This window comes from Asticcacaulis sp. W401b, assembly GCF_046503825.1.
Taxonomy (GTDB): Bacteria; Pseudomonadota; Alphaproteobacteria; order Caulobacterales; family Caulobacteraceae; genus Asticcacaulis.
Genome location: NZ_JBKFEE010000001.1, coordinates 634,668 through 658,939 on the forward strand (window position 1 = coordinate 634,668; position 24,272 = coordinate 658,939).

Genomic DNA, 24,272 nt, shown 5'->3' on the forward strand with positions numbered 1-24,272 from the left:
CCCGCATCTCGCGCTTCGCGCCTCGTGCGGTCCCCCTCCCCAGCAAGCTGGGGAGGTATGAAGTGAGAGGCTTCGTTTCAATCCGTCAGCTTACGTCGGCTTTTCCCACAAAATCACGTCACAGAACTGTAACGAAGACAAAAAAAATGTGTAACTCTGATACGGCACGGCATATGGACAAGACCCGGCCAAGGCCGTTTAGTTTCCTGTGAGCAAGAAGGACCACCCGTTGTTCAGCGATATTTCGAGCGACATCTTTGCGTTTAGTTTCGACGGCTTAAGTTCGCCGCTCATCGACCTGAAGTTTCGCACCGGCCCGCAAAAGGGCGACCATACGCTCGGTTGGGGTCTGGCATGGTACCCGGCGGATAATAAGGCTGCAATGGTGGCCAAGGACCCGGCGGCCAAGGACACGGTTTCGCTCAAAGGCGCCATGAGCGACTGGGAAGGGTTCCGCTCGACCGTCTTCTTCTGCAAGGTGCGCGGCGCGGCCACCGGCTATACCCATCTGGAAACCCAGCCCTTCACCCGCTCCTTTGCAGGTCAGGACTGGGTGTTCATGCACAATGGCAACCTCGACAAGGAAGCCATCAAGAAGCTGCACCACAACAAGTCGATCTTTCTGGAGCCGCTGGGGCGCACCGATTCGGAGCTGGCTCTGGTCTTCCTGCTGGGCAAGATCGAGGATTACGGCGCGCGCACGCTCGCGGCCATCGACCACAACGTCCTTCTGAGCTGGTTCCTGCAACTGGATGATCTGGGCTCCGCCGACATGGCCATTTCCGATGGCGTGACGGTGGCGGTCTTTTACGGCTCCAAATCGCAGTCGAGCCTCTATTACAGCCGTATCAAGCCGCCGCACGCCGCCGAAGGGTTTCAGTCGGACGCTGCCTCCTTCGCACTCAACAATCCGCGCGACACCTTCCGAACGGCGGTGGTCTTTGCCTCATCACCGTTTGCATCAGGCAAGTGGACGCCGATGCAGGGCGGGCAACTGATCATCGCGCGACGCGGCGCGGTCATCTGGACCAACAAGAAAGAAGCCCCGCCGAAATTGCCGGTGCCGCCGCAGCAGCCGGACCGCCCGTCGGCCCTGTCTTCTCCCATCCTTCAGGGCGGGCCGCTGGAGAAGATCACCGAACGCAACGCCCTGTTCGCCAGCGTGCAGGCCCAGTCGCAGCAGGCCTCCATCGTCGCCAAGCTGGCCAGCATGAGCCACGTGCAGTCGAACGTGATCAATGCCCGCTCGGTCACCCACGCCCCGGACGGCAGCCCCCTCACCTACCGCCTTTATGACGTGGTGCATTCGACGGAATACACCTATGAAAAGGCGGTCGAACATTCGACCCACACCTTCCGCCTGCTGCCGGTCGAGGATCAGCTTCAGGAGGTCATCCATTCGACCCTGACCATTTCGGCCGAGGGCGAGGATGTGCGCTTCGAGGACGTGTTCGGCAATCAGAACATCCACTATTCGATCATCAAGCCGTACAGGCAACTGACCGTCTCGTGCCGCTCTCTGGTCAAGATTTTTGGGCAGGCGCCGGACGATTACGGCCCGGCCCAGCGTCAGGCGCGCTTCCCCATTTCGTGGATGCCGTGGCAGCTTCAGGTGATGGAGCCTTATCTGCTGCTGCTCGAAATGCCGGAAACGCAGATCGCCGAACTGCTGGTCTATGCGCGGGCCTTCTCGGAGCGCAATGCCGGTCACGTCATGGACACGCTGAACGACATCAACCTGACCATCTACCGCGACTATCAATACGTGCCCGGTTCGACCTCGTTTTCGACCACGCCTTTTGATGTCTATGCCAATCGTAAGGGCGTCTGCCAGGACTTCGCCAACCTGTTCATCACGCTGGCGCGGCTTCTGGGCATTCCGGCGCGCTACCGCATGGGCTACATCTTCACCGGGGCCAATTACGAGAACAAGATTCAGTCCGACGCCAGCCACGCCTGGGCCGAAGTCTATATCCCCTATATCGGCTGGCGCGGCTTCGATCCGACCAATGGCTGCCTCGTGTCGCAGGACCATGTGCGGGTGGCATGCGGGCGCAACTATCTCGATGCGACGCCAACCTCCGGCACCATCTATCGCGGCGGCGGCAAGGAGGACCTGCGCGTGCAGGTGACGATGAACGAGGTCTATCTATGATAACTCACTTGAAAGTGTCCTCGGCTTCGCCTGCGGTACTTTCAAGTGGAAAGAGACGGTGAAAAATGCCTCGGGCTCGCCGCCCACGGACGCCCCTTCAGCATTTTTCGATTTTTTATGTAACGATGCCCTGATGGGCATCGGAATAAGGTTTGAAAGTACGCGTATTTTTTGAGTTTATCCGCTTTGGGGAGGCACCCGCGTGAGTCTGGAATCCTATAAAACCGAAGGGTTTTTCGACGAGCTGTTCGCCAGCGACGGCGTGCCGCATCCGGCCGCCGCCGGACTGGTCGAGCAGTTGGACGCGCTCAGCCGGGCCGACCTGAAACGCCGCCAGAAACAGGCCGAAGACATCCTTTATCAGTCGGGCAACACCTTCAACGTCTATGGCGACAAGAAGGGCACCGAGAAGATCCTGCCGTTCGACATCATTCCGCGCCTCGTGTCGGCGGCGGACTGGGCCAAGCTGGAGCGCGGCATCAATCAACGTATCCGGGCCCTCAACCTGTTCATTCAGGACATCTATAACGATCAGAAGATTCTCAAGGATAAGGTGATCCCGGCCGAGCTGATCTTTTCGTCGGCCTGCTACCTCAAGCCCTGTGAGGGCCTGTCGCCACCGAAAGGCGTGTGGACGCATATTTCCGGCACCGACTTCGTGCGCGATGGCGACGGCGAATTCTACGTGCTGGAAGACAATCTGCGCTGCCCGTCGGGCATTTCCTACGTGCTGGAAAACCGCGCCGTGCAAAAGCGCATCCTGCCCAAGGCGTTTCAGACCCTTAAGGTGCGCCCCGTCTCCAACTATGGCGATCACCTGTACAAGACGCTGAAATTCATTGCCCCCGAAGGCAAGGACGAGCCGAATATCGTCGTGCTGACGCCCGGCATCTACAATTCCGCCTATTTCGAGCACGCCTATCTGGCGCAGCAGATGGGCGTGCCCCTGTGCCAGAATTCCGACCTCGTGGTCGAAGACGACACGGTCTATATGCGCACGACTCAGGGCCTGAAACAGGTCGATGTCATCTATCGCCGCATTGATGATGAGTTCATCGACCCGCAGGTCTTCCGCAAGGATTCCCTGCTGGGCGTGCCCGGCATTATGAACGCCTATCGCAAGGGCAAGGTGGCGCTGGCCAATGCGCCGGGTACCGGCATCGCTGACGATAAGGCCGTCTATGCCTATGTGCCGAAGATCGTGAAATACTATCTGGGCGAAGACGCCATTGCCCAGAATGTGCCCACCTATATCTGTGAGGATGACAAGGAGCGCGACTACGTTCTGGCCAATCTCGACAAGCTGGTGGTCAAGGCGGTGAACCTGTCGGGCGGCTACGGTATGCTGATCGGCCCCAAGAGCACCAAGGCTGAGCAAAAAGAATTTGCCGAAAAAATCCGGGCCAAGCCGCGCGACTATATCGCTCAGCCCACCCTGTCCTTGTCGCGCGCGCCCACCTTGATCGGCAACGGCATCGAAGGCCGCCACGTCGATTTCCGCCCCTATTCGCTGTTTGGCGAAGACGTCTTCACCCTGCCCGGCGGCCTGACGCGCGTGGCGCTGAAAAAAGGCTCGCTGGTCGTCAATTCGTCGCAGGGCGGCGGGTCGAAAGATACCTGGGTGCTGGGCGAAGAGAACTATTACGGAGTGGCGGAATGATCAGCCTCTCCCCTTTATTCGGCCACCGCCGTTCAGGACCTTCCGCATGATGTTAAGCCGCGTTGCCAATTCGATCTACTGGATGTCGCGCTATCTGGAGCGCGCGGAAAACGTCGCGCGCTTCATCGACGTCAACACCCACCTGATGCTCGATCTCGGTCTGAGCGTCGAGGAAACGCAGTGGTATCCTTTGATCGCCACCTCCGGCGACGATGAGGATTTCAACAAGCGCTACGCCACCGCCGATGAGAAATCCATCGTGCGCTTCCTGACCTTTGACGACAAGAACCCCAACTCCATCCTGTCCTCCATCTACCGGGCGCGCGAAAACGCCCGCACGGTGCGCGAAGTGATCCCGGTCGAGGTGTGGGAAAAGATCAACGAGCTTTACCACCTGACGCAGGCCCACAGCCGCAAGCGCTCGGTCGAAGCTCTGCAAGCCTATTATACCGAGGTGCGTCAGTCGGGCACCCACTTCGCCGGCATGATGATCAACGCCATGTCGCGCGGCGACGGCTGGCACTTTGCCCGCATGGGGCAGTTGCTGGAGCGCGCCGACAAGACGGCGCGCCTTCTCGACGTGAAATACTTTCTGCTTTTGCCGCGCGGTGAGCAGGTCGATAGCCCCTATGACAATGTGCAGTGGGGCGCCGTGCTGAAATCGGTCAATGCGCTGGAAATGTACCGGCAGGAATACCACTCGATCAATTACCGCGACGTGACGCAGTTTCTGCTGTTCTCCAGGCTGTTTCCGCGCTCGGTGCGCTTTTCGCTTGACTACGCCACCGTGTGCATGGAAGCCATCTGCGAGAAAAAACCGCAGTGCGCCGCGCTCAACGATATGAAGGCCCTGCGCGCCCGTCTGATGGAGGCCGACGCCACCGCCCTTATCGCCTCAGGCCTGCATGAGTTCATCGACGAATATCAGTTGGGGCTGAACCGGCTTGATCAGTCTGTGTACGAAACCTTCTTCAAGGATTGAGTCCGCCGTCACAGAGTTGACCCAAAGTCGGGCCATAAAGACCTTAATTCAGGGGTCTGGTTCCTGAAAACGGGAAGGGCGAACCATGATCAGGGCGGTTGTCATCGCAGCCTGCATAGCCGCAGGCGTAAGCGCGCCGGTTTGGGCCGACGTGCCCGGCGCGACACCGCTGCAGGTCGAGTATTACCAGCTTCGCCTGACCCTGCCGCCAGGGGCGGCCGTGCGTCAGACGCTTAAGCGCACCACCGAAAGCGAAACCAACGGCAAGGTTATCCGCACGCGGCTGGAGGCCGAATATCTCAGCCAGTTGTCGCGGCATCCGGACGGCTATCGCGTCGTCAAAACACTTGTAGAAAACGAGTTCAAGGTCGATGGCGCCGAGGCGGACGCTGAGCGTCTGGAGCTGGAAAAGGTGATGCAGGCCGCCGCTGCCATCCGCGACATCACCTATGTTGCCGACGAAAGCCTGACGCCGCTGCGCCTTGAAAACTGGCCGCAACTGCGCAACCGCCTGAAGGCCGCCATGCGCCGTTCAGGCGCCATTGATGCCCGCGAAGGCGACGCCTTTGACGGTCTTTATGGTCCGATGACGGCGGAAACGGCGGCGGAACAGTTCCTGCCGGAAGACGCGCTTCTGGCCATTCCCCACAATCTGGGTCTTAGCCTTAACAACCCCTACCGGCTGGATTCGCTGATCGATGGCCCGTTCGGCGGTACGATCAGCGCGCGCGAAAGCCTGACCCTGACGGCGTGGGATGAGGCCGCAGGCGAGGCCGAAGTCCTCTACGAATCCGGCCCGACGCGCGAAGCGCTGGATGCCTATGCGCTTCGTGTCCGCCCGGCTCTGGAGCAGGCGGCGGCGCGCACCGCGCGCATTCGCAAGACCGCCCCCGTCCCCGTCGGCGATATCCAGCTCGATATCGGAACCACCTGCCGTTACCGCATCAGCCTGAAGACCGGGCTGGTCAGCCGCGCCGAATGCCAGTCGGTACGCGACATCCGTCAGGGCGACGACCGCCGGCGTCACCGCGAAAACTGGGTGCTGGGCGAAACCGTCAAATAATACCGGTCTGGCCATTGCGATAAATGGGTATGACATACGTCTTGTAAGACGGCAGGAAGCAGCCTAAACCTCTATAGGTCTGTCTGACAAAAGCCCTTTTTGCCTATAGGTGGCGCGCGTATTTCGGTGGCTGTGCCGCACCCTGTTTACCACCTTATGCAATCGTTCCATAACCGGGTAAGGAACGAAGGGCTTTCATCGGACCGATCACTCACTTTGACACGCGTCGCGAGACGGCCTCCGGGCGATTTAGCGCCTTACGGACACGAGAACATGACCTTGGAAGCGTTTCCAGACGATACGCGTATGCCCCCCCGCAACGGCACCTATGAGGAGGGCCTGTCGGGCACCAATCTCGAACGCGCGGGCGACCACAATCAGCGCGTGACGCTTCAGGCCATCCGCGCCCGCGGGCCCATCACCCGGGCCGATCTGGCCGATATCACCAGCCTGACGGCCCCGGCCATCGCCAATATTACGCGGCGCCTGCTCAATGACGGCTTGATCCTGAAGGCCGGGCGACTGACGGGCGGGCGCGGTCAGCCCGCCACACAACTGGTGGTCAATCCGGACGGTGCCTTTTCGATTGGCCTCAACATTGATCGTGACCACATCACCGTCGTCGCTCTGGATTTCGTGGGTCAGGTGCGCTTTCGCATCAGCCGCGAAGTCCATTTCGCCATGCCTGACGAAGTGCGCGCCTTCGTGGCCGAAACGCTGAACACCCTGCGCCGCAAACGCCTGATCGACTTTGATCGTCTGATCGGCATGGGCATCGGGATGCCGGACGATCTGGGGCGGGTCCCCCTGCCCAATCGTCCGGACGCCTATGGCGTGTGGTCTGAAATCGACGTACCGGCTCTCTTCGCCGGCCTGATCGACGCCCCGGCGGTCGTGGAAAACGATGCCGCTGCGGCGGCCATTGGCGAGATGCAGTTCGGCCACGGCCTGCAATCGCGCTCCTTTATCTATACGCTGATTTCCGCCGGTCTGGGCGGCGGTATGGTCATCAATGGCCACTATTTCCGCGGCGCGGATGGGCGCTCAGGCGAAATCGGCTTCCTGCCCATCCCCGGCGAAGCGGAGACAGAGCGGACGCTTCAGGACGCGGTGTCCCTCTACGCCCTCTATGCCCGTCTGACCGCGCACGGCTTCGCGGCCAGCGTCCCCGCCGATCTCGAAGACCTGTCACCGCAGGCGCAAAGCGTGGTGGATGCGTGGCTGGATGAAGCCGCGCAGCACCTCTATATGCCGTTTCTGACGCTCAACTGCGCCCTGAACCCGGAGGCGCACTACATTGGCGGACGGATGCCAGCCGCCATCATTGACGGCCTGTGCGACCGGCTGAACGCGCTCTATGCGCGCCTGTCCGACCGTCGCCTGCCGCCCATTGCGCCTGTGCGCCGCGCCGCTCTGGCCATCGACGCCTGCGCCTGCGGGGCGGGCATCCTGCCGTTCAATGAGCGCTTCCTGCCGATCCGGGAAGCGCTCATGAAGTCGGCTTAATTACTGCAAGATCACAAAATTGACGTAGAAGGGCTCAAGCGACTCCGCCGAAGCGTTGCGCAGTTCGATGGTGTCAAACTGCCCGTCCTTCACCTTGAGGTCCTTCAGCGGCACGTCATAACGCACCCACTTGCCTTTCAGCCCTTTCAGCGTCACCTGACTCTCATAGGCCTTCTCGCCCAGCCGCAGACGCAGCGACACCTCCTGCTTGCCCTTGGGGCCACCATGCACCAGAAGCGTAAGGGTCTTGAAATCCGGGCCGTTCAGCTTCTGCCAGGTCTGAAAGGTGAAAACGTTCCAGGCAGCCATGGTGATTTCCACCGGCCTCTGATCTTCAAGCGGCACAGCCGGCGTCTGCTTGGCCCATCCGCCAATCCACCAGCCTTCCTTTATGCCATCGGCATAGGCGAGCATGGGGCCTTTCTGGGCGCGCGCCACACCGGCGGCCATAAGCGCCAGTCCACTCGCCAGTCCTGCGGTCAAAAAGCCTTTGCGTGTCAGTTCTTTCATGATGTCCTCCTCAATACGCCGGGTGTTCCGGTCTGGTATGAGCGCCTTTCGCGAGGCGCTTTAAATGAGAGCAAAATTTCGGTTCATTTTGACCGAAAACCGCTCAGGGTACGCATACTGAAATCGATTTAAGGCCTGTCAAGCCACCCGCACACGGGCCAGCGCACATACGTCGCCACCTGTGGCCCGGTCGCCATAAGGCGCAGACTGTGGGCCTCGGCCCCATAGACCGGCCAGTCAGCGCCGGGGTTGCCGTCGCGGGCAAAGCGGACCCAGCGCGCGCCCAGATCGGGCCAGCCCGGCCCCTCCCCCGGCGGCGGGCGGTTGAAGACAAAGGTCAGTTCGGAGCCATGGTGCACCGGCTGATCCGCCGGGCGATTGACCTCAAGCTGATAGAGCCACACCTGCCCGCCCTTCGCGGTGCGTTGCCGCGCCAGCCAGTCGGCCGGACAGCGGAAGCTGAGGTCGGTAGCCAGCGTCAGATCGGGCGGCCCCAGAACCGGGTCCGTTTGGCGATAATATCGGGCTGCGGCTCTGGCACGCGGGCCAAAGGCGGCTTTCAGTTGGCTTTTCAGGTCGCCATGCAGGCCCAGTTCGCGCGCCGATACCCCGATGATCACCGGAATATCCGCCCCTTCACCGGCGCGGAACACCGCTTGTGGGGCGCGCGGCAAAACCTTGCCGTCCACGGTCGGCTGAAGCCAGATAAAGCTGTCGTCGTCGATAGGCGCATCCAGCCGGTCGGCCGCCGCCTGCACGGCGCGGGCATCGGCCCGGCGCAGATCGGCCAGCGCTGCCGCGCTGTCGGGCTTTGCACCGCTGAAACCCCTTGCCAAAGTGGTCCCCAGCGCTTCGTTCTGCGTCAGGGTGCGCGCAGGCAAACCAAATTGCGGCGTGCCCGATTGCAGGATCGCCTTGTGAAACAGCCCCTTCGCAGCGGGTGCCGCCAGCAGCAGCCCGACATCCTGTGCGCCGGCGCTGTGTCCGAACAGCGTGACATTGTGAGGATCGCCGCCAAAAGCCGCAATATGGTCGCGCACCCATGTCAGGGCAGCGATCTGATCCATCAGGGCGTAGTTGCCCGACGCCCCGCCCTGTTCGGCGCTGAGGGCCGGATGCGACAGGAAGCCAAACACCCCCAGACGATACTGGATCGACACCAGCACCACGCCCTGCGACGGCAAGGCCGAATAGACGGTGCCCGCGCCATCCCCGGCGCGATTGGCCCCGCCGTGGATAAACACCATGACCGGCAGGGGCTTGACCGGGCTCAGCTCCGGCGTGGCGACTTCCAGATAGAGGCAGTCTTCCGAAGCGCTCTGCGCGGCCTTTTCGTTCCAGCCATAGGAGACCTGTGCGCAGGCAGGCGCGCTCTCGGTGGCGTCACGCACACCGGCCCACGCTTGCGGCGGACGCGGCGCGGTCCAGCGCGCTTCGGCGACGGGGGGCGCGGCAAAAGGGATAGCCTTGAAGCGGCTGATGCCCTCCTGCGTCTGACCGCGCAGATCGCCTTGCGGCAGATGGACGATCGGGGCTTCCTGCGCCCGAACAGGCGTCGCCAGTAACAGGCCCAAGGCGAACATTATCCGTTTCATGCCCGCCTCGTCCGTTTAGCCTTATTTCCACAGATAGGCGGCACCGCGCACGCCCGACGAATCGCCCCAGCGCGCCGGTGCCAGTTTGGCGTCCCAGCCGTCGGAAAAGACATAGGGCCGGATCAGACCCGGCAGGGCGTCATAGATTTCCGGCACATTGGACAGGCCTCCGCCGAAAACGAAGACGTCCGGATCGAGAATATTGACCATGGCCGCCATACCGCGCCCCAGTCGCGACAGCAGGGCCTCAAAGGCCGCCTTGGCTTCGGCATCGCCGTTACGCATGGCGGTAATGATCTCTTCGCCCTTCAGGTCGCGGCCCGTCGTCTGCTGAAAATCGCGCGCAAAGCCCGTGCCTGAAACCCAGGTTTCGAGGCAGCCGTGCTGACCGCACCAGCATTTGGGACCGGGATATTCGGCGGGTTGCGGCCACGGCAGGGGCATGTGGCCCCATTCGCCGGCAATGCCATTGGCCCCGTTGACCAGTTGTCCGTTGACCACCAAACCGCCGCCGCAGCCCGTACCGACGATGATGGCAAAGACGCTGGACGCCCCGGCGGCGGCCCCGTCAATCGCTTCGGACAGGGCGAGGCAGTTGGCATCATTGGCCAGACGCACCGGACGGCCCAGAGTGACCTCAAGGTCTTCGCGGAAGGTGCGGCCGTTCAGATAAAGAGAATTGGAATTGCGCATCAGGCCGCTGCGCGGCGATACGGAACCGGGCGAGCCAATGCCGATGCTGGCGGGCGCATTGGCCATATCCGGATGGGTCTGACGGGCTTCGGCTTCGACCCGCGCGATCAGGTTTTTGACCAGGCGCAGGGCCGCGTCATAATCGCCGGGATTGGGCTCACGCCAGCGGGCCAGAACGTCTCCGCGGTCGGACAAGGCCGCCGCCTCGATCTTGGTGCCGCCAAAATCCACGCCAATATATAGCATACGCCCGTCTCCCGGAGTGTCTCAGCCGGGGTCTTTTATGGTTGAAGAAACCGGACGGTTCGCCCCCGTGACGAACCGCCCGGCAGCAGGGTTAGTGCCCGCCCGACACGCCTTCTTCGATGGCGTGCGTCGGTGCCTTGGGCGCGACGAAAGCGAACCAGAGCACGTAAACGTAGCAAAGCAGCGGCGCGATGAAGCCGAGGTTACGGCTTCCAGTAGCATCCGTGATCGCACCGAAGATTGGCGGCAAGGCCGCACCACCGACAATTGCCAAAACCAGGAGGCCCGACGTGGCCGAGGTCGGCGCGGTCGAACGTTCCAAGGTCAGGGTGAAAATGGTCGGGAACATGATGGAATTGAACAAACCAACCAGCAATGCCGCAAAGCCCGGAATGACGCCCGTTGTCAGAGGCAGATCAACACCCAGAAGATTGATCGTCGAATTGAGGTTCGTGGGAACCAGACCATTAGAGAAAATCACAACCAGACACATCGCCATGGCGCCAACAGCGAAGATACCGAGCAGGATATAGCCTTTGACAAACTTCAGCATGGCCGAGCCTGCGAAGCGACCGATCATGGCAAACAGCATGTAGAAGGTGATGAGCTTACCGGCTTCCTGAGCCCCCAGCGCAAAGATGTTCTTCTGTTCGAGGAACAACAACAGGTTAAGCGAGATAGCTACTTCGGCACCGACGTAGAGGAAAATACCGATCGCACCGAGATTCGCCCACTTCGAAGTCAGGGCGGTGAACGGAGACACAAGCGTTCCCATCTTCGGTGCAGCGTCAACGATCTTCTGACGGATCAGCCAGATCATTCCGATGAAAACAGCCAGAGAAACAGCGATCAGCAGGTAGACGTTGGACACAAAGGAAAGGGTTTCGAGACGCAGAGGCTCGGTAACAACGACATTTTCCTTGAAAATCTCACCGCCAAGCAAAAACTGAGCGCCGAAGTACATACCCGCCGCGGCCCCCAGAGAGTTAAACGCCTGAGACAAGTTAAGGCGGAAAGCCGAGTCCTTTGCCGCCCCCAGTGAGGCAATCAGAGGATTCGCGGCCACCTGAAGCAGGGTTACGCCCGACGCCATGGTGAACAGTGCCACCAGAAACACGGGATAGGTCTGAATCTTGGCAGCCAGAATAGCGATGAGGCAACCGGCAACAATGCCGCCGAGGCCAAGAATGACGGATTTGGCATAGCCGAATTTCGACAGAAAGGCTGCCGATGGGAAAGACATGACGCCGTAAGCAATAAAGAAGGCCGAACCCGTCAGGTTGGCTTCGACGTTATTTAGCGTGAAGACCGTCTTCATGGCCTTCAGAAGCGGGTCGAGCAGATTGGTGACGAAAGCCCAGATAAAAAAGAGCGCGGTCACATAGACGACGGCAAGTACTAGACCGCTGCCGCCTTTGGCGGTGCTGGATGATTCAGACATATACCCCTACCTGTAGGTTGCGAGTGACTTTTCACAGACGTTTTTTAGGCCCGCACCGATTAAATAAATCAAATATCAAAAATCCAGCAAATCCGGACTTTTGCAATCGAAAAATTTAACGGCGGCGATCAAACTGCCATTTACCAACAATTTCTTTCATTTGCACGTCAAATTGTCAGACAAGATAACGGCATTATTATCCACAGTTTTGACAGCGATGTCATTACTACGCAATCAGGCAAAAGCGCCAGACGCTTCTGCGCTCAGGCGTATTTTTGGCTCACAATTCGGCCGCAGCGGCGGGCGCAGACGCACAATGCTGCGCAATAAAATCCGCATGGGCGGGCAGTTGCCGCACCACCTGCGCAATGGCGTCGCGCCGCTGCGTCATCAGGGCGCGCACGCCCTCCAGCGGCAACCGCCGGGCCAGAGGGTCAGCAAAGCGCGACCGTAGCCCCTGCCCGTTCATCACGGCGATCCAGCTCGGTTCGGCAAAATGGTCCCAGTCGTAGCTGACCGCGTCGCCGCGCGCGCTGAACAGCTCGATCTTGTGCGCCAGCGTGTCGGGAATCGGCATGTCGGCGCAATACCGCCACAGCGGCTCGGACCGTGTATTGAGCTTATAATGCAGGATGATGAAGTCGCGCACCCGCTCATAGGACAGGCCCATCTGACGGTTATATTCGCGCCGCAGCACCGCTTCGGCCTGTCGCGAGGGGAACAGTTCCAGAAACTGCGCAATGCCGCTCTGGATCAGGTTGATCGAGGTCGATTCCAGCGGCTCCAAGAAGCCGGACGACAGGCCCACGGCGACGCAGTTCTTCGTCCACGGCTGCGGACGGCGACCCGTGGTGAAGCGGATCAGCATGGGGTCTTTCAAAGCCGGCCCCTCAAGATGGCGCAGCAGCACGTCGCGCGCCGTTTCTTCATCCATGAAGGCCGAGGCGAAGACGTGGCCATTGCCGGTGCGGTGCTGCAAGGGAATGCGCCATTGCCAGCCCGCCGCATGGGCCGTCGAGGTCGTATAGGGCGTAATCCCTGCCCCGGCATGGCGCGCGGTCGGCACGGCCCAGGCGCGATCCGCCCGCAGCCAGTGGGACCAGTCCTCGAACCCGGCCTTCAGCGCCCCCTCGATCAGCAGCCCGCGAAAGCCGGTGCAGTCGATGAAAAAGTCCGCCGCCTCGCTTGTGCCGTTGTCGAGCCTCAGCGCCTCGATGAAGCCGTCCGCCGGGCGCACCTGCACGGCGTCGATTTTGGCATTGATCCGCTGCACGCCCTGAGCTTCGCAATGGCGGCGCAGAAAGCGCGCGAAAAGCCCGGCATCGAAATGATAGGCATAGGCGTAATCGTGCATGGGTGAACGCGGGTCGGGATTGGGCGGAAAGAACTTTCCTGCCTTCGCCAGCGCCGCCGGTAGGGACCAGGCCTCCAGCGGTGTTTCGTCACCGGCTTCACGCAACAACCGCCACAGCTGATAGGGGCGCACGGCCTCATGCACCGCGCCGAAATCGCCGAAGCCGTGGAAATAGCGGCTGTCGGGCGTGCCCCATCCGGCGAATTCGATACCCAGCTTGAAGCTGGCCTCGGTCGCCCGGATGAAGTCGAGTTCGTTGATCCCCACGTGCTCCAGAAATTTGCGGATCGGCGGAATGGTCGCTTCGCCCACCCCTATCGTGCCGATGTCTTCGGATTCGATCAGCACCAGCTCGACCGTGCGGCCCAGCCCCTTGCGCAGCGCCGCCGCACACATCCAGCCCGCCGTGCCGCCCCCGGCGATGATAATGCGGCGAATGGCGTCGCTCATCCTGTCTGCCTCACTTTTACTCTCTCATAAAAAAGGCTCCCCCGCAGAACGGGAGAGCCTACAGATTTAACAGTTAGTCTGCTTTAGAGCGGGATGATTTCTCTTGGAATCATCCCGCTCAAGCCGCCATTGAGGCGGCGGCCAAGGTGGCAAAGCCACCGCCCGGCGAGGGGCTAAACAAAAATCCAGATCATTATGTTTCTACCAGAAATCATAATGATCTAGAAGCTGGCGCGCAGGATCAGGGCCACGCGGCGGTCGGTCTTGGTCGCCGAATAGTACTGCGTCTCCAGCGGCTTGGCCACGTCGGACGACACGCGCGTATAGGCGATGTCGCGGCCGATATTGGTCGCCTGAAGCCCGACCTTGACCTTGGGCGTCAGGCTGTAGAAGACCGAGCCGTCCCATTGGCCGTAATCGCCCGCCCACATCGGACGGTTCACATTGGCCGCCGAGGTGGTGTAGAGGTATTCGGAGCGCCAGTTATAGGCCATGCGCGCTGAGATACCGTACTTTTCATACAGCAGGGCAAAGTTATAGCTGTCCGGTGACATGCCCTCGAGCGGCAGGCCGCTGATGCTGGCATTGGTTACCTGATTGCCGTCGGTGACGCTGGCCACCGGGTTGCGGCCACCCGACGAGTCGATCTTGGTGTAGTTGGCCTGAATACCGAAGCCCGACCAGAAGCCCGGCAGGAAGTCATAGAACTGGTTATAGGCGATTTCGAAGCCCGACACCTCGCCCTTTTCCGAGCCATTGACATAGCGGTTGACGTTGAACGTCATGCTGGCGCCGTTATTGGTATAGGTTTCCGGCGTGCTTTGCACATAGATGTAGTTGCTCAGATCCTTTTTGAACAAGGCGAGCGTCAGGCTGCTGGTCGGGGCGAAATACCACTCCGCCGTCAGGTCGTACTGATTGGCCTCGACCGGCTTCAGGAACGGATTGCCGCCCTGCCCCGTCGGGTTGAGCGTGAAATCACCCGTGGACTGACCCGTCGAAAGCGTGGTGTAGCCGCTCAGCCACGACATATCCGGACGCACAATGGCCTTCGACGCCGCAAAGCGGAACTGAAGCTCCGGCGAATATTTGAAGCGCAGGTTCAGGCTGGGCATCACGTCGGTATATTCATTGGTGCCGCCGAAGGCGACGCCGCTCAGGGCCGTGGCCTTGAAGCGGCGGGCGTTTTCAAAGGCCGCACAGCGTTCCGCCGTCACGGCTCCCGACGGCACGCAGGCCGGACCGAAATTGGCGTCGGCGGCCGAAACCACTGCCCCTGCCGTTTCGACCTCGGTCTTCACGACGCGCACGCCGATATTGCCGTCCCAGCTCTGGCCAAAGCCGCTGAGGTCGCCGCCCATACGCAGCAGGCCATAGGCCGCCGCCGTCTTTTCGCTCTGGTTATTGATGCCCTCCGGCCCGATGGCGTCGAGGCTGATCGGCGCCCAGCCCCAGCCGGCGTTCTGAACCGCATGCAGTTCGTTATACATGCCCTGCGGAGACTTCACGAGGTCAGCCGAAGGGAACCAGATATTGCCGGGGACGGGAGTCTGACCGCCCATGAAGCCGTCAAACGTCACCAGCTCCGACAGGCCGGGCAGGCGCGGATTGGCCGGGACCGAACCGAAGCCGCCGGTCTTGTCCAGATAGACCGCGCCGGTGCCGCCGCCTGAGCCCCAGTACTGGTGGCTGAGATAGCCCCAGTTCCAGGTCGATTGCCGGGTCTGATAGTCACGATCGGTGGCACGCGCCCCGAATTTGAAGCTTTTCAGCCAGCCATTGTCGTCGAACTCATACTGACCATCGATGCGCGCCGAATACTGCTTGGCCTCATTCTTTTCGACGTGGTCCATAGCCGCTGCCCAATAATAGTTGGACTTGTTGGCCGTGTCTGAGGTCAGCATGCGGATCGTCGGAAGCTCACCATTCATGTCGATCGAAACGACGGTCTTGTCCGAAGCCGCACAGGCATCCGTCGTGACGCGCTTGGCGCAATACTGGATGAAGGCCGTGTTCGACAGGATGTCGGCGGTGGACTTCACATATTGCAGGTCGCCGGTCAGGGTCAGCTTGTCATTGACGTACCAGCGGGCATTGAGGCTGACGTCTTCGGTTTCCTTGACGTCGTCGCCATAGCGGGTGTTGGCGGTGATGCCCGCGCCATAGACGGTGCCCGAAACGAATTCGCCCTGGCTGTTGTATTTATAGGTCGCCATCGATTGCGCCGAGGTCAGTTCGCCGGAGTCGTTATAGAAGCCGGTATTGTATTCGACATTCTTGGGCGTCGCCTTGGACTTGAAGGCCTGAAGGCTGAATTCCAGCGCGTCGTTCGGACGCCATTGCAGGGCGATGGCCCCGGCCTGACGGTTCTGCTCCCAGTCGATGATGCGCCAGCCGAGCGTATTGGGGATGTAGCGCGCCGCGCTGCCCGTACCGACCTGATTATAGCGGTCAACGCCGATGACGTGGGTTTCGTTGCCGGAGTCGGCATTGGAATAGTTGATCAGCAGGCCGACCTCACCGATCGAGGTCTTCCAGCGGTCGGAATAGAGGACGCTGATCGAATTCTGGCGCTTCTCCTGCAAGTCGCCATAGGTCGAATCAAAGGTACCGGCCAGCACGCGGCCGCGCGAGTCGAACGGCTGACGCGTGCGCAGATTGACGGTGCCGCCAATGCCGCCTTCGATCATATCCGCCGATGGGTTCTTATACACATCGACCCCGGCCAGCAGGTCCGCCGACACGTCTTCAAAGCTTAAGGAGCGGCCATTGGCGGCCGAGAAGATGTCGCGACCATTGGTTTCAGAGCGCACCCAGGTCAGGCCACGGATCACCACGCCGCCGCCTTCGGCGGTCATGCGGATGGGGTCACGCGCCGCTGAGGTGCGCTGGATCTGGATACCGGAGATGCGTTGCAGCGCTTCGGCCACCGAACGGTCCGGCAGGGCGCCGATATCAACGGCAGTCACCGAGTCCACCACGACTTCGGCGTCTTTTTTCAGCTTCTGGGCCGTCTTGATCTGGGCGCGCTGACCGGTGACGATGACTTCTGTCACATCGGCCTCACCCGTAGTCGTCTGGGCCACGGCGGGCAGGGCAAAGCCCATCACCGCAACGCCCAGCGCCATCACCGAGACGCCCGCCGACAGGCGTGCGAATTTCGATTGTCTCATAACTGTCTCCCTCATGTCCCGCCGGGGCCCCTCCTTGAGCCGCAAGCGTTTGGCACTATGCCGGGGATGGCAAACCGCGCACCCCGTGCGTCCGGTCAGGTTGGCGTCACTGGCCTTATTGAGCCTCTCATCGCACCCCGTGACGGTTCTTTGCGGTCAACACGGCGACTATGGCTGGCTTTTGCGTTTCCCTGCCTGAGCACAGGTCTGGATTATGGTTGAGGCCACCCGAAAGGAGGCGCCTCTACGGCCCAGACTCTGATGATAGCGTTATCATAAATCATATGATTGCCTAATATTATATGACAAGAAAACGCGGTAATGTTCTCACCATTGCATAATCGCCACAGTTGCAGAACGTAACATCGTTTTTCATTCCTGATTTCAAGGAACAATCCTTCCTCAATAACCAGACTATATGGATGGGATTCAATATACTGATTTATAGAATTTTTATTTTTTACTCGATTTATGCCGCCTCAGAACCCCAGCACAACCTTTGCGTATTTTCTCTTATGAAATACAATACAGCCCACCCCTTGCTCTCAAAAAAGGGCTATTTGGCTGATTTTATGTCTGAGTTATTTGCAATTTCGTTTCCGCCCTGAGGGCGGCAGGCGCTTTCGCTGTCACACGGCGCAAGGAGTGTGCGGCACAGACATCGAGAGCCGACTCAAAGGTCAACCGGCGCAAACCGTCTTACCGCTGTGTCAAACCACGGCGGTTTGTTACTCAAAATGTGACTTGACCCAAAGGACAGAACACGACTTTGGTCTGCACGAACCCAAGACGCGCGGTTCGGGGGAACAAGAGCCCGCCCAGAGCCGTCCCAATGCCACACGACACGCGCGGATGTTAAAGCCTTCTGACCGAAATACACCTTTCGGATACACATAAGGCGTTACAAAAGACGACAGCCTTAAGGCGGCGCATCCGAGCCGGCGAAGGCCTGACGTCCCTGTTCCAAGAAGAGTTGGTCCTTTGAAAATACTTCGTCGCCGCCGCACCAAACTGGTCGCCACCCTCGGCCCCGCCTCGTCCAATGCCGACATGCTGGCTCAACTGTTTCAGGCCGGAGCCGACGTCTTCCGCCTCAACTTCTCGCACGGCAGCCACGAAGACCACGGCCGCAATATCGACCTGATCCGCGATCTGGAGGCCAAGACCGGTCGTCCGATCGGCATTCTGGCGGATGTGCAGGGGCCGAAGCTGCGGGTCGGTCGTTTCATGGGCGGCGCCATCGTCCTGACGCCGGGTCAGACTTTCCGCCTCGACCTCAATCCCACCCCCGGCGACCTGACGCGCGCCAACCTGCCGCATCCGGAAATCATCGGGGCGGCGCAGATCGGTTCGCACCTGCTGCTCGATGACGGCAAGCTGAAGCTGCGCGTCACCCATGTGCGCGAAGACCATCTGGAGACCGTGGTCGTTACCGGCGGCCGCCTGTCGGACCGCAAGGGCGTCAACGTGCCTGACGTGGTCCTGCCGATCCCGGCCCTGACCGAAAAAGACCGCGCCGATATGGAATTCGCCCTGCAACGCGGTGTCGAATATATCGGCCTTAGCTTCGTGCAGCGCCCGGAAGACGTGATCGAGGCCAAGGGCATCATCAATGGCCGCGCCTGGGTGCTGTCGAAGCTCGAAAAGCCGCAGGCGTTGGATAATCTCGAGGAAATCCTCGCCCTCAGCGACGCCGTCATGGTGGCGCGCGGCGACCTCGGCGTCGAGCTGCCGCCCGAAGAGGTGCCTCTGGCGCAAAAGCGCATCATCAAGGCTGCCCGCGCGCTGGGCAAGCCGGTGATCGTCGCCACCCAAATGCTGGAATCCATGATCTCGGCCCCCACCCCCACCCGCGCCGAAGCCTCGGACGTGGCCACAGCCGTCTATGACGGGGCCGATGCCGTCATGCTGTCGGCGGAAACGGCGGCGGGGCAGTATCCGGTCGAAGCCGTGACCATCATGGACCGTATCGTCGGCCGCGTCGAAAAGGACGGCGACTGGCGGATGCAGACCGATCGCCGCCGCCCGGAAACGGAAAAGACCGTATCGGGGGCCATCGCCGCGGCTGCGCGTCAGGTGGCGCAAACCATCGAGGCCTCGGCCATCGTTGCTCTGACCAACTCGTCGAACACCGCGCTGCGTGTGGCACGTGAACGTCCGACGGCACCGATTCTTGGTCTGACCCCCAATCTGGAAACCGCGCGTCGCCTCGCCCTGACCTGGGGCGTGCACGCCAAGACCGCGCCGGTGACGCACTCCATGTCGGAAACCGTGCAGGTGGCCAATCAGATCGCCCGCACCGAAGGCATCTCGGAGCCCGGTCAGGACATCGTCATCGTCGCCGGTATGCCCTTCGGCAAATCGGGCTCGACCAACGCCCTGCGCGTCGCCAAGGTGACCCGCACGGCCATGACCGAGCCGGAATTCGAAGGCTGATCACCGTTTGGACGTTCGCAAAACCAAAGCCCGGCAGGATCACCCGCCGGGCTTTGTTATTTCAGCTCCGTGCGGAACATCATGGGTAAAAGCTCGGCCAGCGTGACCGTCTGGGCCACACCCGCCTCATCGCACAGATGGATTTGCGCCGAGCCGTCGGAAAACTCGGCCAGCTTCTGCCGACAGCCGCCACAGGGCGGACAGGCACCTTTTTTGGGGGCGAAGATGGCGATTTCGGCCACCTGTTTCGCGCCCCCCATGATCATCTGCGCCAGGGCCGAGGTCTCGGCGCACCAACCCTGCGGAAAGGCGAGGTTTTCGACATTGGCGCCGCTGAAAACACGCCCATCCGGCGTGCGAATGGCCGCACCGACGGGAAAACCGGAATAGGGGGAATGGCTGAAGGCCGCTGCGGCCTTGGCCGCTTCAAACAGATCGTGAGACAAGTCTGGCTCCGTTTATGGGCGCAGAGCTTGCCGCATTAGGGAGCAGAGTACCAGACATTTCTTCTTCTCCCTGCGCTTAAGCGTGGGGAGGTGGCAGGACGCGAAGCGGACTGACGGAGGGGGATAACATCAAGCCTTTGAGCGCGTTTCAGTGCTCGGAGTCGCCCCCCTCCGCTTCGACGCGCTTCGCTTGCTCGGCACCTCCCCATTGCTGCGCAACAGGGAGGAGGGAGCAAGTCCTACTCATTATATTCCGGGGCATCGATGCGCTTGCCCAGCAGCATGGCGTCGGCGACGATGCGCAGCGGCGAGAAGTCGGCGTCCGACTGACCCGCGCGCACCAGCTTTTCGAAGTGCGCATAGAGGCCAGGATATTCGGCCTCTTTTTCCTTCATGATCTCCTTGCCGTCGATGGTCAGGCCCGTGCCGCCCATGCTCAGTTCCAGCTTTTCGCCCTTTTCGGACTCAACGAAGATCGACCAGGTCTGGATACCGGTTTGAAGGAAGTCGTAATCGGCGCGAATGGCGACGCCGCTTTCGGTCGTCATGTCCATCTCGACCTGAATCGGGGCTTCGCAATTGACCGGAATGTGCAGGTCAGCCTTTTTGACGATGACCTTTTCCGGCACGATGCGCGTCAGGATAGACAACGAATTGATGCCCGGATCGAAGACGCCCATGCCGCCGGCTTCGAAGATCCATTTTTGACCCGGATGCCACTGACGCACATTTTCTTTCCACACGACGTGGATGGATTTGATCTTGCGCCCGGCGATCCATTGGCGGGTCGTTTCCACCGCCGGCGCATAGCGCGAATGCCAACTGGCCAGCACCGTCACGCCCTTGGCGCGCGCCAGATCGGCAATGGCTTCGGCTTCGCCCAAAGTCGCCGCGGGGGGTTTTTCAAGGAAGACGTGCTTGCCCGCCGCGATGACCTGCCTGGCGATGGTGTGCCGGATTTGCGGCGGCGTGCAGATGGCCACGGCCTCGATTTCCGGGTGGGCCGCCAGCATCTCTTCCAGCGAATCGTAAGCGGTCACGCCATCCGGGCGGGCATTGGGCGAACACCCAGCCACCAGCTCCAGCGCCGGGTTGGCGCGGATCGATGGTATGTGCTGATCGACAGCGATCTTGCCCAGCCCCACCAGACCGATCTTCAGCGGCTTGACCTTTTTTTTCCCGAACATGGACGCTTCCTGCTTAAATTTGGCCTAAGTTTACCTTGGGCGACTTCGTTATCATGGCCGAAACGCTTTCGGCAATATTTATATGATAATTTAAGCCATTACCCGGACAATTGCTGACAACGCCCATATCACGCCTGCCCGATCTGTCAAAGGCCTGGCTTTTTTGCACCGTGCCACGCGCAGCATTTCATATTTGACAACCGACTTCATATGTGGTGCCTTGCACGCAAGACGCCCGGCAAGCATGATCCGGGCACAATGGGAAAGAAACGCACATGACCTCCGAAACCGCGCCGGGCCGGGGCCTGAAAAGCCTGTGGCCGCTGATCCTGATTACCAGCCTGTTCTTTTTCTGGGGTGTGGCGAATAACCTCAACGACGTGCTGATTCCGCAGTTCAAAAAGGCCTTTGTGCTGACCGACCTGCAATCGGGTCTGGTGCAGTCGGCCTTCTATATGGGCTATTTCCTGCTGGCCCTGCCCGCTGCTTTTGTGATGCGCAAGCTGGGCTATAAAACCGCCGTGGTCGTGGGCCTGCTGCTCTACGCCGCCGGGGCCTTCATCTTCTATCCGGCCGCCGACAATCACCAGTATAGCTGGTTCCTTGGCGGACTTTTCGTCATCGCCTCGGGTCTGGCCTTCCTCGAAACCTCCGCCAACCCGCTGATCACGGTTCTGGGCTCGCCGGACAAGGCCGCCTTCCGCCTCAACCTGGCCCAGAGCTTCAACCCACTGGGGGCGCTGTCCGGTATCTTCATCGGTCAGCATTTCATCCTGTCGGGTATCGAACACGATGAAACCGCGCTCACCGCCATGACCGACACCGCGCGTCAGGCCTTTTACATTTCGGAAGTCAAGGCGGTGCAGGGGCCCTATCTGGTCATTGGCTGCGTCGTGCTCCTGTGGGCCCTGCTGGTCTTCCTGTCGAAATTCCCGGCGGCCGCCACGCAAAACGCGCACGAAGACAGCGGCGAAGAGGTCGGATTTTTCGGCTCGGTCGTTCAGTTGCTCAAACGCCCACGCTTCATGTTCGGCGTCATGGCGCAGTTCTTCTATGTCGGCGCTCAGGTCGGTATCTGGAGCTATATGATCCGCTATGCCCAGAGCGAAATGGGCCTGACCGACAAGGTGGCAGCCACCTATCTCTACTACACCCTGATCGCCTTTGCCGTCGGTCGCTTTATCGGCACGGGCCTGATGACCAAGGTGCGTCCGACCCTGATTCTGGGCCTGTTTGCCCTCGTCAATATCGGCCTGATGCTGTTTGCCGTTGTCAGCGGCGGTGAAAACGGTCTGTGGGCGCTGGTGGCCTCCAGCTTCTTCATGTCGATCATGTTCCCGACCATCTTCGCCACCTCGGTCGCCGGGCTCGGCAACCTGACCAAGACCGGTTCGTCGCTGCTGGTGATGAGCATTGTCGGCGGGGCGGTCCTGACGGCGGTGATGGGCTTCATCTCCGATCAAAGCCATATCCGCACGGCCTTTACCGTCACGGCGGTGTGCTTCGCGGTGATCGCCCTTTACGCCTTCCGCGCGCCGAAGGACGCCACGGGCCCCGTACAGATGACCGGTCACTGAGATGTCGCCGGTCATCGACGCCCATTTCCACCTGTGGCAGGTCGGGCGCCACGGCTTTGAATGGCCGACGCCTGACCTGACGGCCATCTATCGTGACTTTGCGGCGGCGGACCTGCGCGCGGCAGCCGGCGAAGATTTGCACGGCGCGGTGGCCGTGCAGTCGCAGCCGTCAGACGCCGATACGCAGTGGCTGCTCCGCCTCGCCGAAACCGATCCGCTGATTCTCGGGGTTGTCGGCTGGACCGACCTGTCGGCCCCGGACGCGGCGACACGGGTAGCCGAACTGGCCCGTCACCCCAGACTTAAGGGCCTGCGCCCGATGTTGCAGGGCCTGTCCGACGACAACTGGATTGTGCGCCCGGACGTCGCCCCCGCCCTGTCGGCCATGCAGGCGGCGGGGCTGGTCTTTGATGCGCTGGTCTTTACGCGCCACCTGTCTGCCATAGAGGCGGTGGCGCAGCGCTATCCGGATTTGCGTATCGTGATCGACCACGGCGCCAAGCCCCCGATCGCCACGACTCAGACGCAGCCCGAAGCGACGCGCGACTGGACCGAGGGTATGACCGCCATCGCGCGTCACCCGAATGTGGTGTGCAAACTGTCGGGCCTGTTTACCGAGATGCGCACCGATCAACCCTTCGACGAGGCGGCCCCCTATGTGGCGCATCTGCTGACCGTCTTTGGCCCACAGCGCCTGCTGTTCGGCTCTGACTGGCCGGTGGTGCGCCTCAACGGCGACTGGCAAAAGTGGAAACACTGGCTTGAGGACCAATTAAACCCATTGACGCCGCCAGAGCGTCAGGCCATCTTTTTCACTAATGCAAAAAGAATTTATGACCTACAGGGGGTCCCATGATCAGCGAAGATACCCGTCACAGCGACGGTGAAAAGGCTATGAAATACCGCGCACCCGCCCTTGAGAAGGGGCTGGACGTGCTGGAGCTTCTGGCCGCCAACAAACGGCCCATGACCTTGTCGCAGATTTCGCACCGGCTGGACCGCTCGGTGTCCGAACTGTTCCGCATGGTGCAGGTGCTGGAAAACCGCGGCTATGTGGCGCAATCGCAAAAGGGCGACGGGCTGGAACTGACCAACAAGCTCTTCTCGCTGGGCATGAGCCGCGGCCCCAGCCAGAACCTGCTGGCCTCGGCCCTGCCCCTGATGCAGGCCCTGTCGGAACAGGTACGCCAATCCGTGCATCTGGCCATCGCCTCTGACGATCACATGGTGGTCATCGCCCGCATCGAAGCGCCGGGCGATCTCGGCTTTTCGGTGCGTGTCGGCTATCAGCGGCAACTGGTGCAATCGACCTCCGGCCTCGTTCTCTATGCCTTTCAGCCGCCCAAGCTGAAGGAGCAGATGAAGCACATGCTGCGCGGCACGGCGACGCCGCAGGAGTGGCAACTGTTCGAAACCGTGGCCGAACGCGCCCTGCATCAGGGCTATGTGCAGGCCAAGAGCGATTTCGTCGATGGTGTGCTGGACGTCTCCTGCCCGGTGATGAACGACACCACGGTCATCGCCGCCATGACCATCCCCTGGCTGAAGACGCACGGCTGCCTGAGCCTCGAAGACACGGTGGCGCGCCTGAAAGGCACGGCGGCGGCGCTGTCGCGCACGCTGGGTGGATAGGCGTTTCGCCTGATTTGAAAATTGGCAGCGCGCTGATTTCATGAGCGAAAAGGAAAATGCGCGCGCTCGGCGTAATCGCGTCTGAGGCCTCTTGCGTCGGCGTTACGTCGGCTATACATATTTTTTCATAAGCGATAATCATTTTTAAAAATGAACAGGGATGTAC

17 protein-coding genes are annotated in these 24,272 nt (G+C 60.9%); 9 read left to right on the top strand and 8 right to left on the bottom strand.

What is annotated here, in order from left to right; genetic code table 11:
- The first annotated feature begins 229 nt into the window (after positions 1-229).
- The 5 genes from ACK8OE_RS03055 (at position 230) to ACK8OE_RS03075 (ending at position 7,366) form a co-directional block, all read left to right on the top strand.
- Entirely contained in the window at positions 230-2,155 is a 1,926-nt protein-coding gene (locus ACK8OE_RS03055) for a class II glutamine amidotransferase (protein ID WP_410271312.1), read from the top strand.
- A 202-nt stretch (positions 2,156-2,357) separates the two neighbouring features.
- Positions 2,358-3,815, top strand: coding sequence for a circularly permuted type 2 ATP-grasp protein (locus ACK8OE_RS03060; protein WP_126419537.1), 1,458 nt, complete (start codon positions 2,358-2,360; stop codon positions 3,813-3,815).
- Between the two features lie 46 nt (positions 3,816-3,861).
- Positions 3,862-4,797 carry an alpha-E domain-containing protein gene (locus tag ACK8OE_RS03065; protein WP_410271313.1) on the top strand — a complete coding sequence of 312 codons (936 nt, stop codon included), beginning with the start codon at positions 3,862-3,864 and terminating at the stop codon, positions 4,795-4,797.
- Between the two features lie 85 nt (positions 4,798-4,882).
- Entirely contained in the window at positions 4,883-5,860 is a 978-nt protein-coding gene (locus ACK8OE_RS03070) for a hypothetical protein (protein ID WP_410271314.1), read from the top strand.
- A 273-nt stretch (positions 5,861-6,133) separates the two neighbouring features.
- Entirely contained in the window at positions 6,134-7,366 is a 1,233-nt protein-coding gene (locus ACK8OE_RS03075) for an ROK family protein (protein WP_410271315.1), read from the top strand.
- Here ACK8OE_RS03075 and ACK8OE_RS03080 read toward each other — a convergent pair whose 3' ends face one another.
- The 6 genes from ACK8OE_RS03080 to ACK8OE_RS03105 all read right to left on the bottom strand — a co-directional run bounded on the left by ACK8OE_RS03080 (position 7,367) and on the right by ACK8OE_RS03105 (position 16,828).
- Entirely contained in the window at positions 7,367-7,876 is a 510-nt protein-coding gene (locus ACK8OE_RS03080; RefSeq protein WP_410271316.1) for a hypothetical protein, read from the bottom strand.
- 128 nt (positions 7,877-8,004) lie between these two features.
- A complete protein-coding gene (locus tag ACK8OE_RS03085; RefSeq protein ID WP_410271317.1) occupies positions 8,005-9,471 on the bottom strand; it encodes a carboxylesterase/lipase family protein in 1,467 nt (488 codons plus the stop codon).
- Positions 9,472-9,492: 21 nt separating this feature from the next.
- The gene (locus ACK8OE_RS03090) at positions 9,493-10,410 is read right to left on the bottom strand and encodes an ROK family protein (protein ID WP_410271318.1); all 918 of its coding nucleotides are present in this window, start codon (positions 10,408-10,410) and stop codon (positions 9,493-9,495) included.
- A 91-nt stretch (positions 10,411-10,501) separates the two neighbouring features.
- A complete protein-coding gene (locus tag ACK8OE_RS03095; RefSeq protein WP_410271319.1) occupies positions 10,502-11,851 on the bottom strand; it encodes a sugar MFS transporter in 1,350 nt (449 codons plus the stop codon).
- 280 nt (positions 11,852-12,131) lie between these two features.
- Complete coding sequence (locus ACK8OE_RS03100; RefSeq protein WP_410271320.1) at positions 12,132-13,655, bottom strand: tryptophan halogenase family protein; 1,524 nt, start codon at positions 13,653-13,655, stop codon at positions 12,132-12,134.
- A 221-nt stretch (positions 13,656-13,876) separates the two neighbouring features.
- A complete protein-coding gene (locus tag ACK8OE_RS03105) occupies positions 13,877-16,828 on the bottom strand; it encodes a TonB-dependent receptor (protein WP_410271321.1) in 2,952 nt (983 codons plus the stop codon).
- A 987-nt stretch (positions 16,829-17,815) separates the two neighbouring features.
- Here ACK8OE_RS03105 and pyk point away from each other — a divergent pair.
- Positions 17,816-19,264, top strand: a complete 1,449-nt coding sequence (gene pyk, locus ACK8OE_RS03110) for a pyruvate kinase (protein WP_410271589.1) — start codon at positions 17,816-17,818, stop codon at positions 19,262-19,264.
- A 56-nt stretch (positions 19,265-19,320) separates the two neighbouring features.
- Here pyk and cdd read toward each other — a convergent pair whose 3' ends face one another.
- Positions 19,321-19,710: a cytidine deaminase gene (gene cdd, locus ACK8OE_RS03115; protein WP_410271322.1), complete on the bottom strand. Its 390-nt coding sequence runs from the start codon at positions 19,708-19,710 to the stop codon at positions 19,321-19,323.
- 239 nt (positions 19,711-19,949) lie between these two features.
- Entirely contained in the window at positions 19,950-20,897 is a 948-nt protein-coding gene (locus ACK8OE_RS03120; protein WP_410271323.1) for a Gfo/Idh/MocA family protein, read from the bottom strand.
- Between the two features lie 275 nt (positions 20,898-21,172).
- On the opposite strand from ACK8OE_RS03120, the gene fucP reads away from it, so the two are divergent.
- The 3 genes from fucP to ACK8OE_RS03135 are packed head-to-tail and all read left to right on the top strand — an operon-like array spanning position 21,173 to position 24,106.
- Positions 21,173-22,474: an L-fucose:H+ symporter permease gene (fucP, locus tag ACK8OE_RS03125; protein ID WP_410271324.1), complete on the top strand. Its 1,302-nt coding sequence runs from the start codon at positions 21,173-21,175 to the stop codon at positions 22,472-22,474.
- 1 nt (position 22,475) lies between these two features.
- Positions 22,476-23,330: an amidohydrolase family protein gene (locus tag ACK8OE_RS03130; protein WP_410271325.1), complete on the top strand. Its 855-nt coding sequence runs from the start codon at positions 22,476-22,478 to the stop codon at positions 23,328-23,330.
- On the top strand, positions 23,327-24,106 hold the full coding sequence (locus tag ACK8OE_RS03135) for an IclR family transcriptional regulator (protein ID WP_013479394.1): 780 nt from the start codon (positions 23,327-23,329) through the stop codon (positions 24,104-24,106). The genes ACK8OE_RS03130 and ACK8OE_RS03135 overlap by 4 nt, the downstream gene beginning before the upstream one ends.
- The last annotated feature ends 166 nt before the right edge of the window (positions 24,107-24,272 follow it).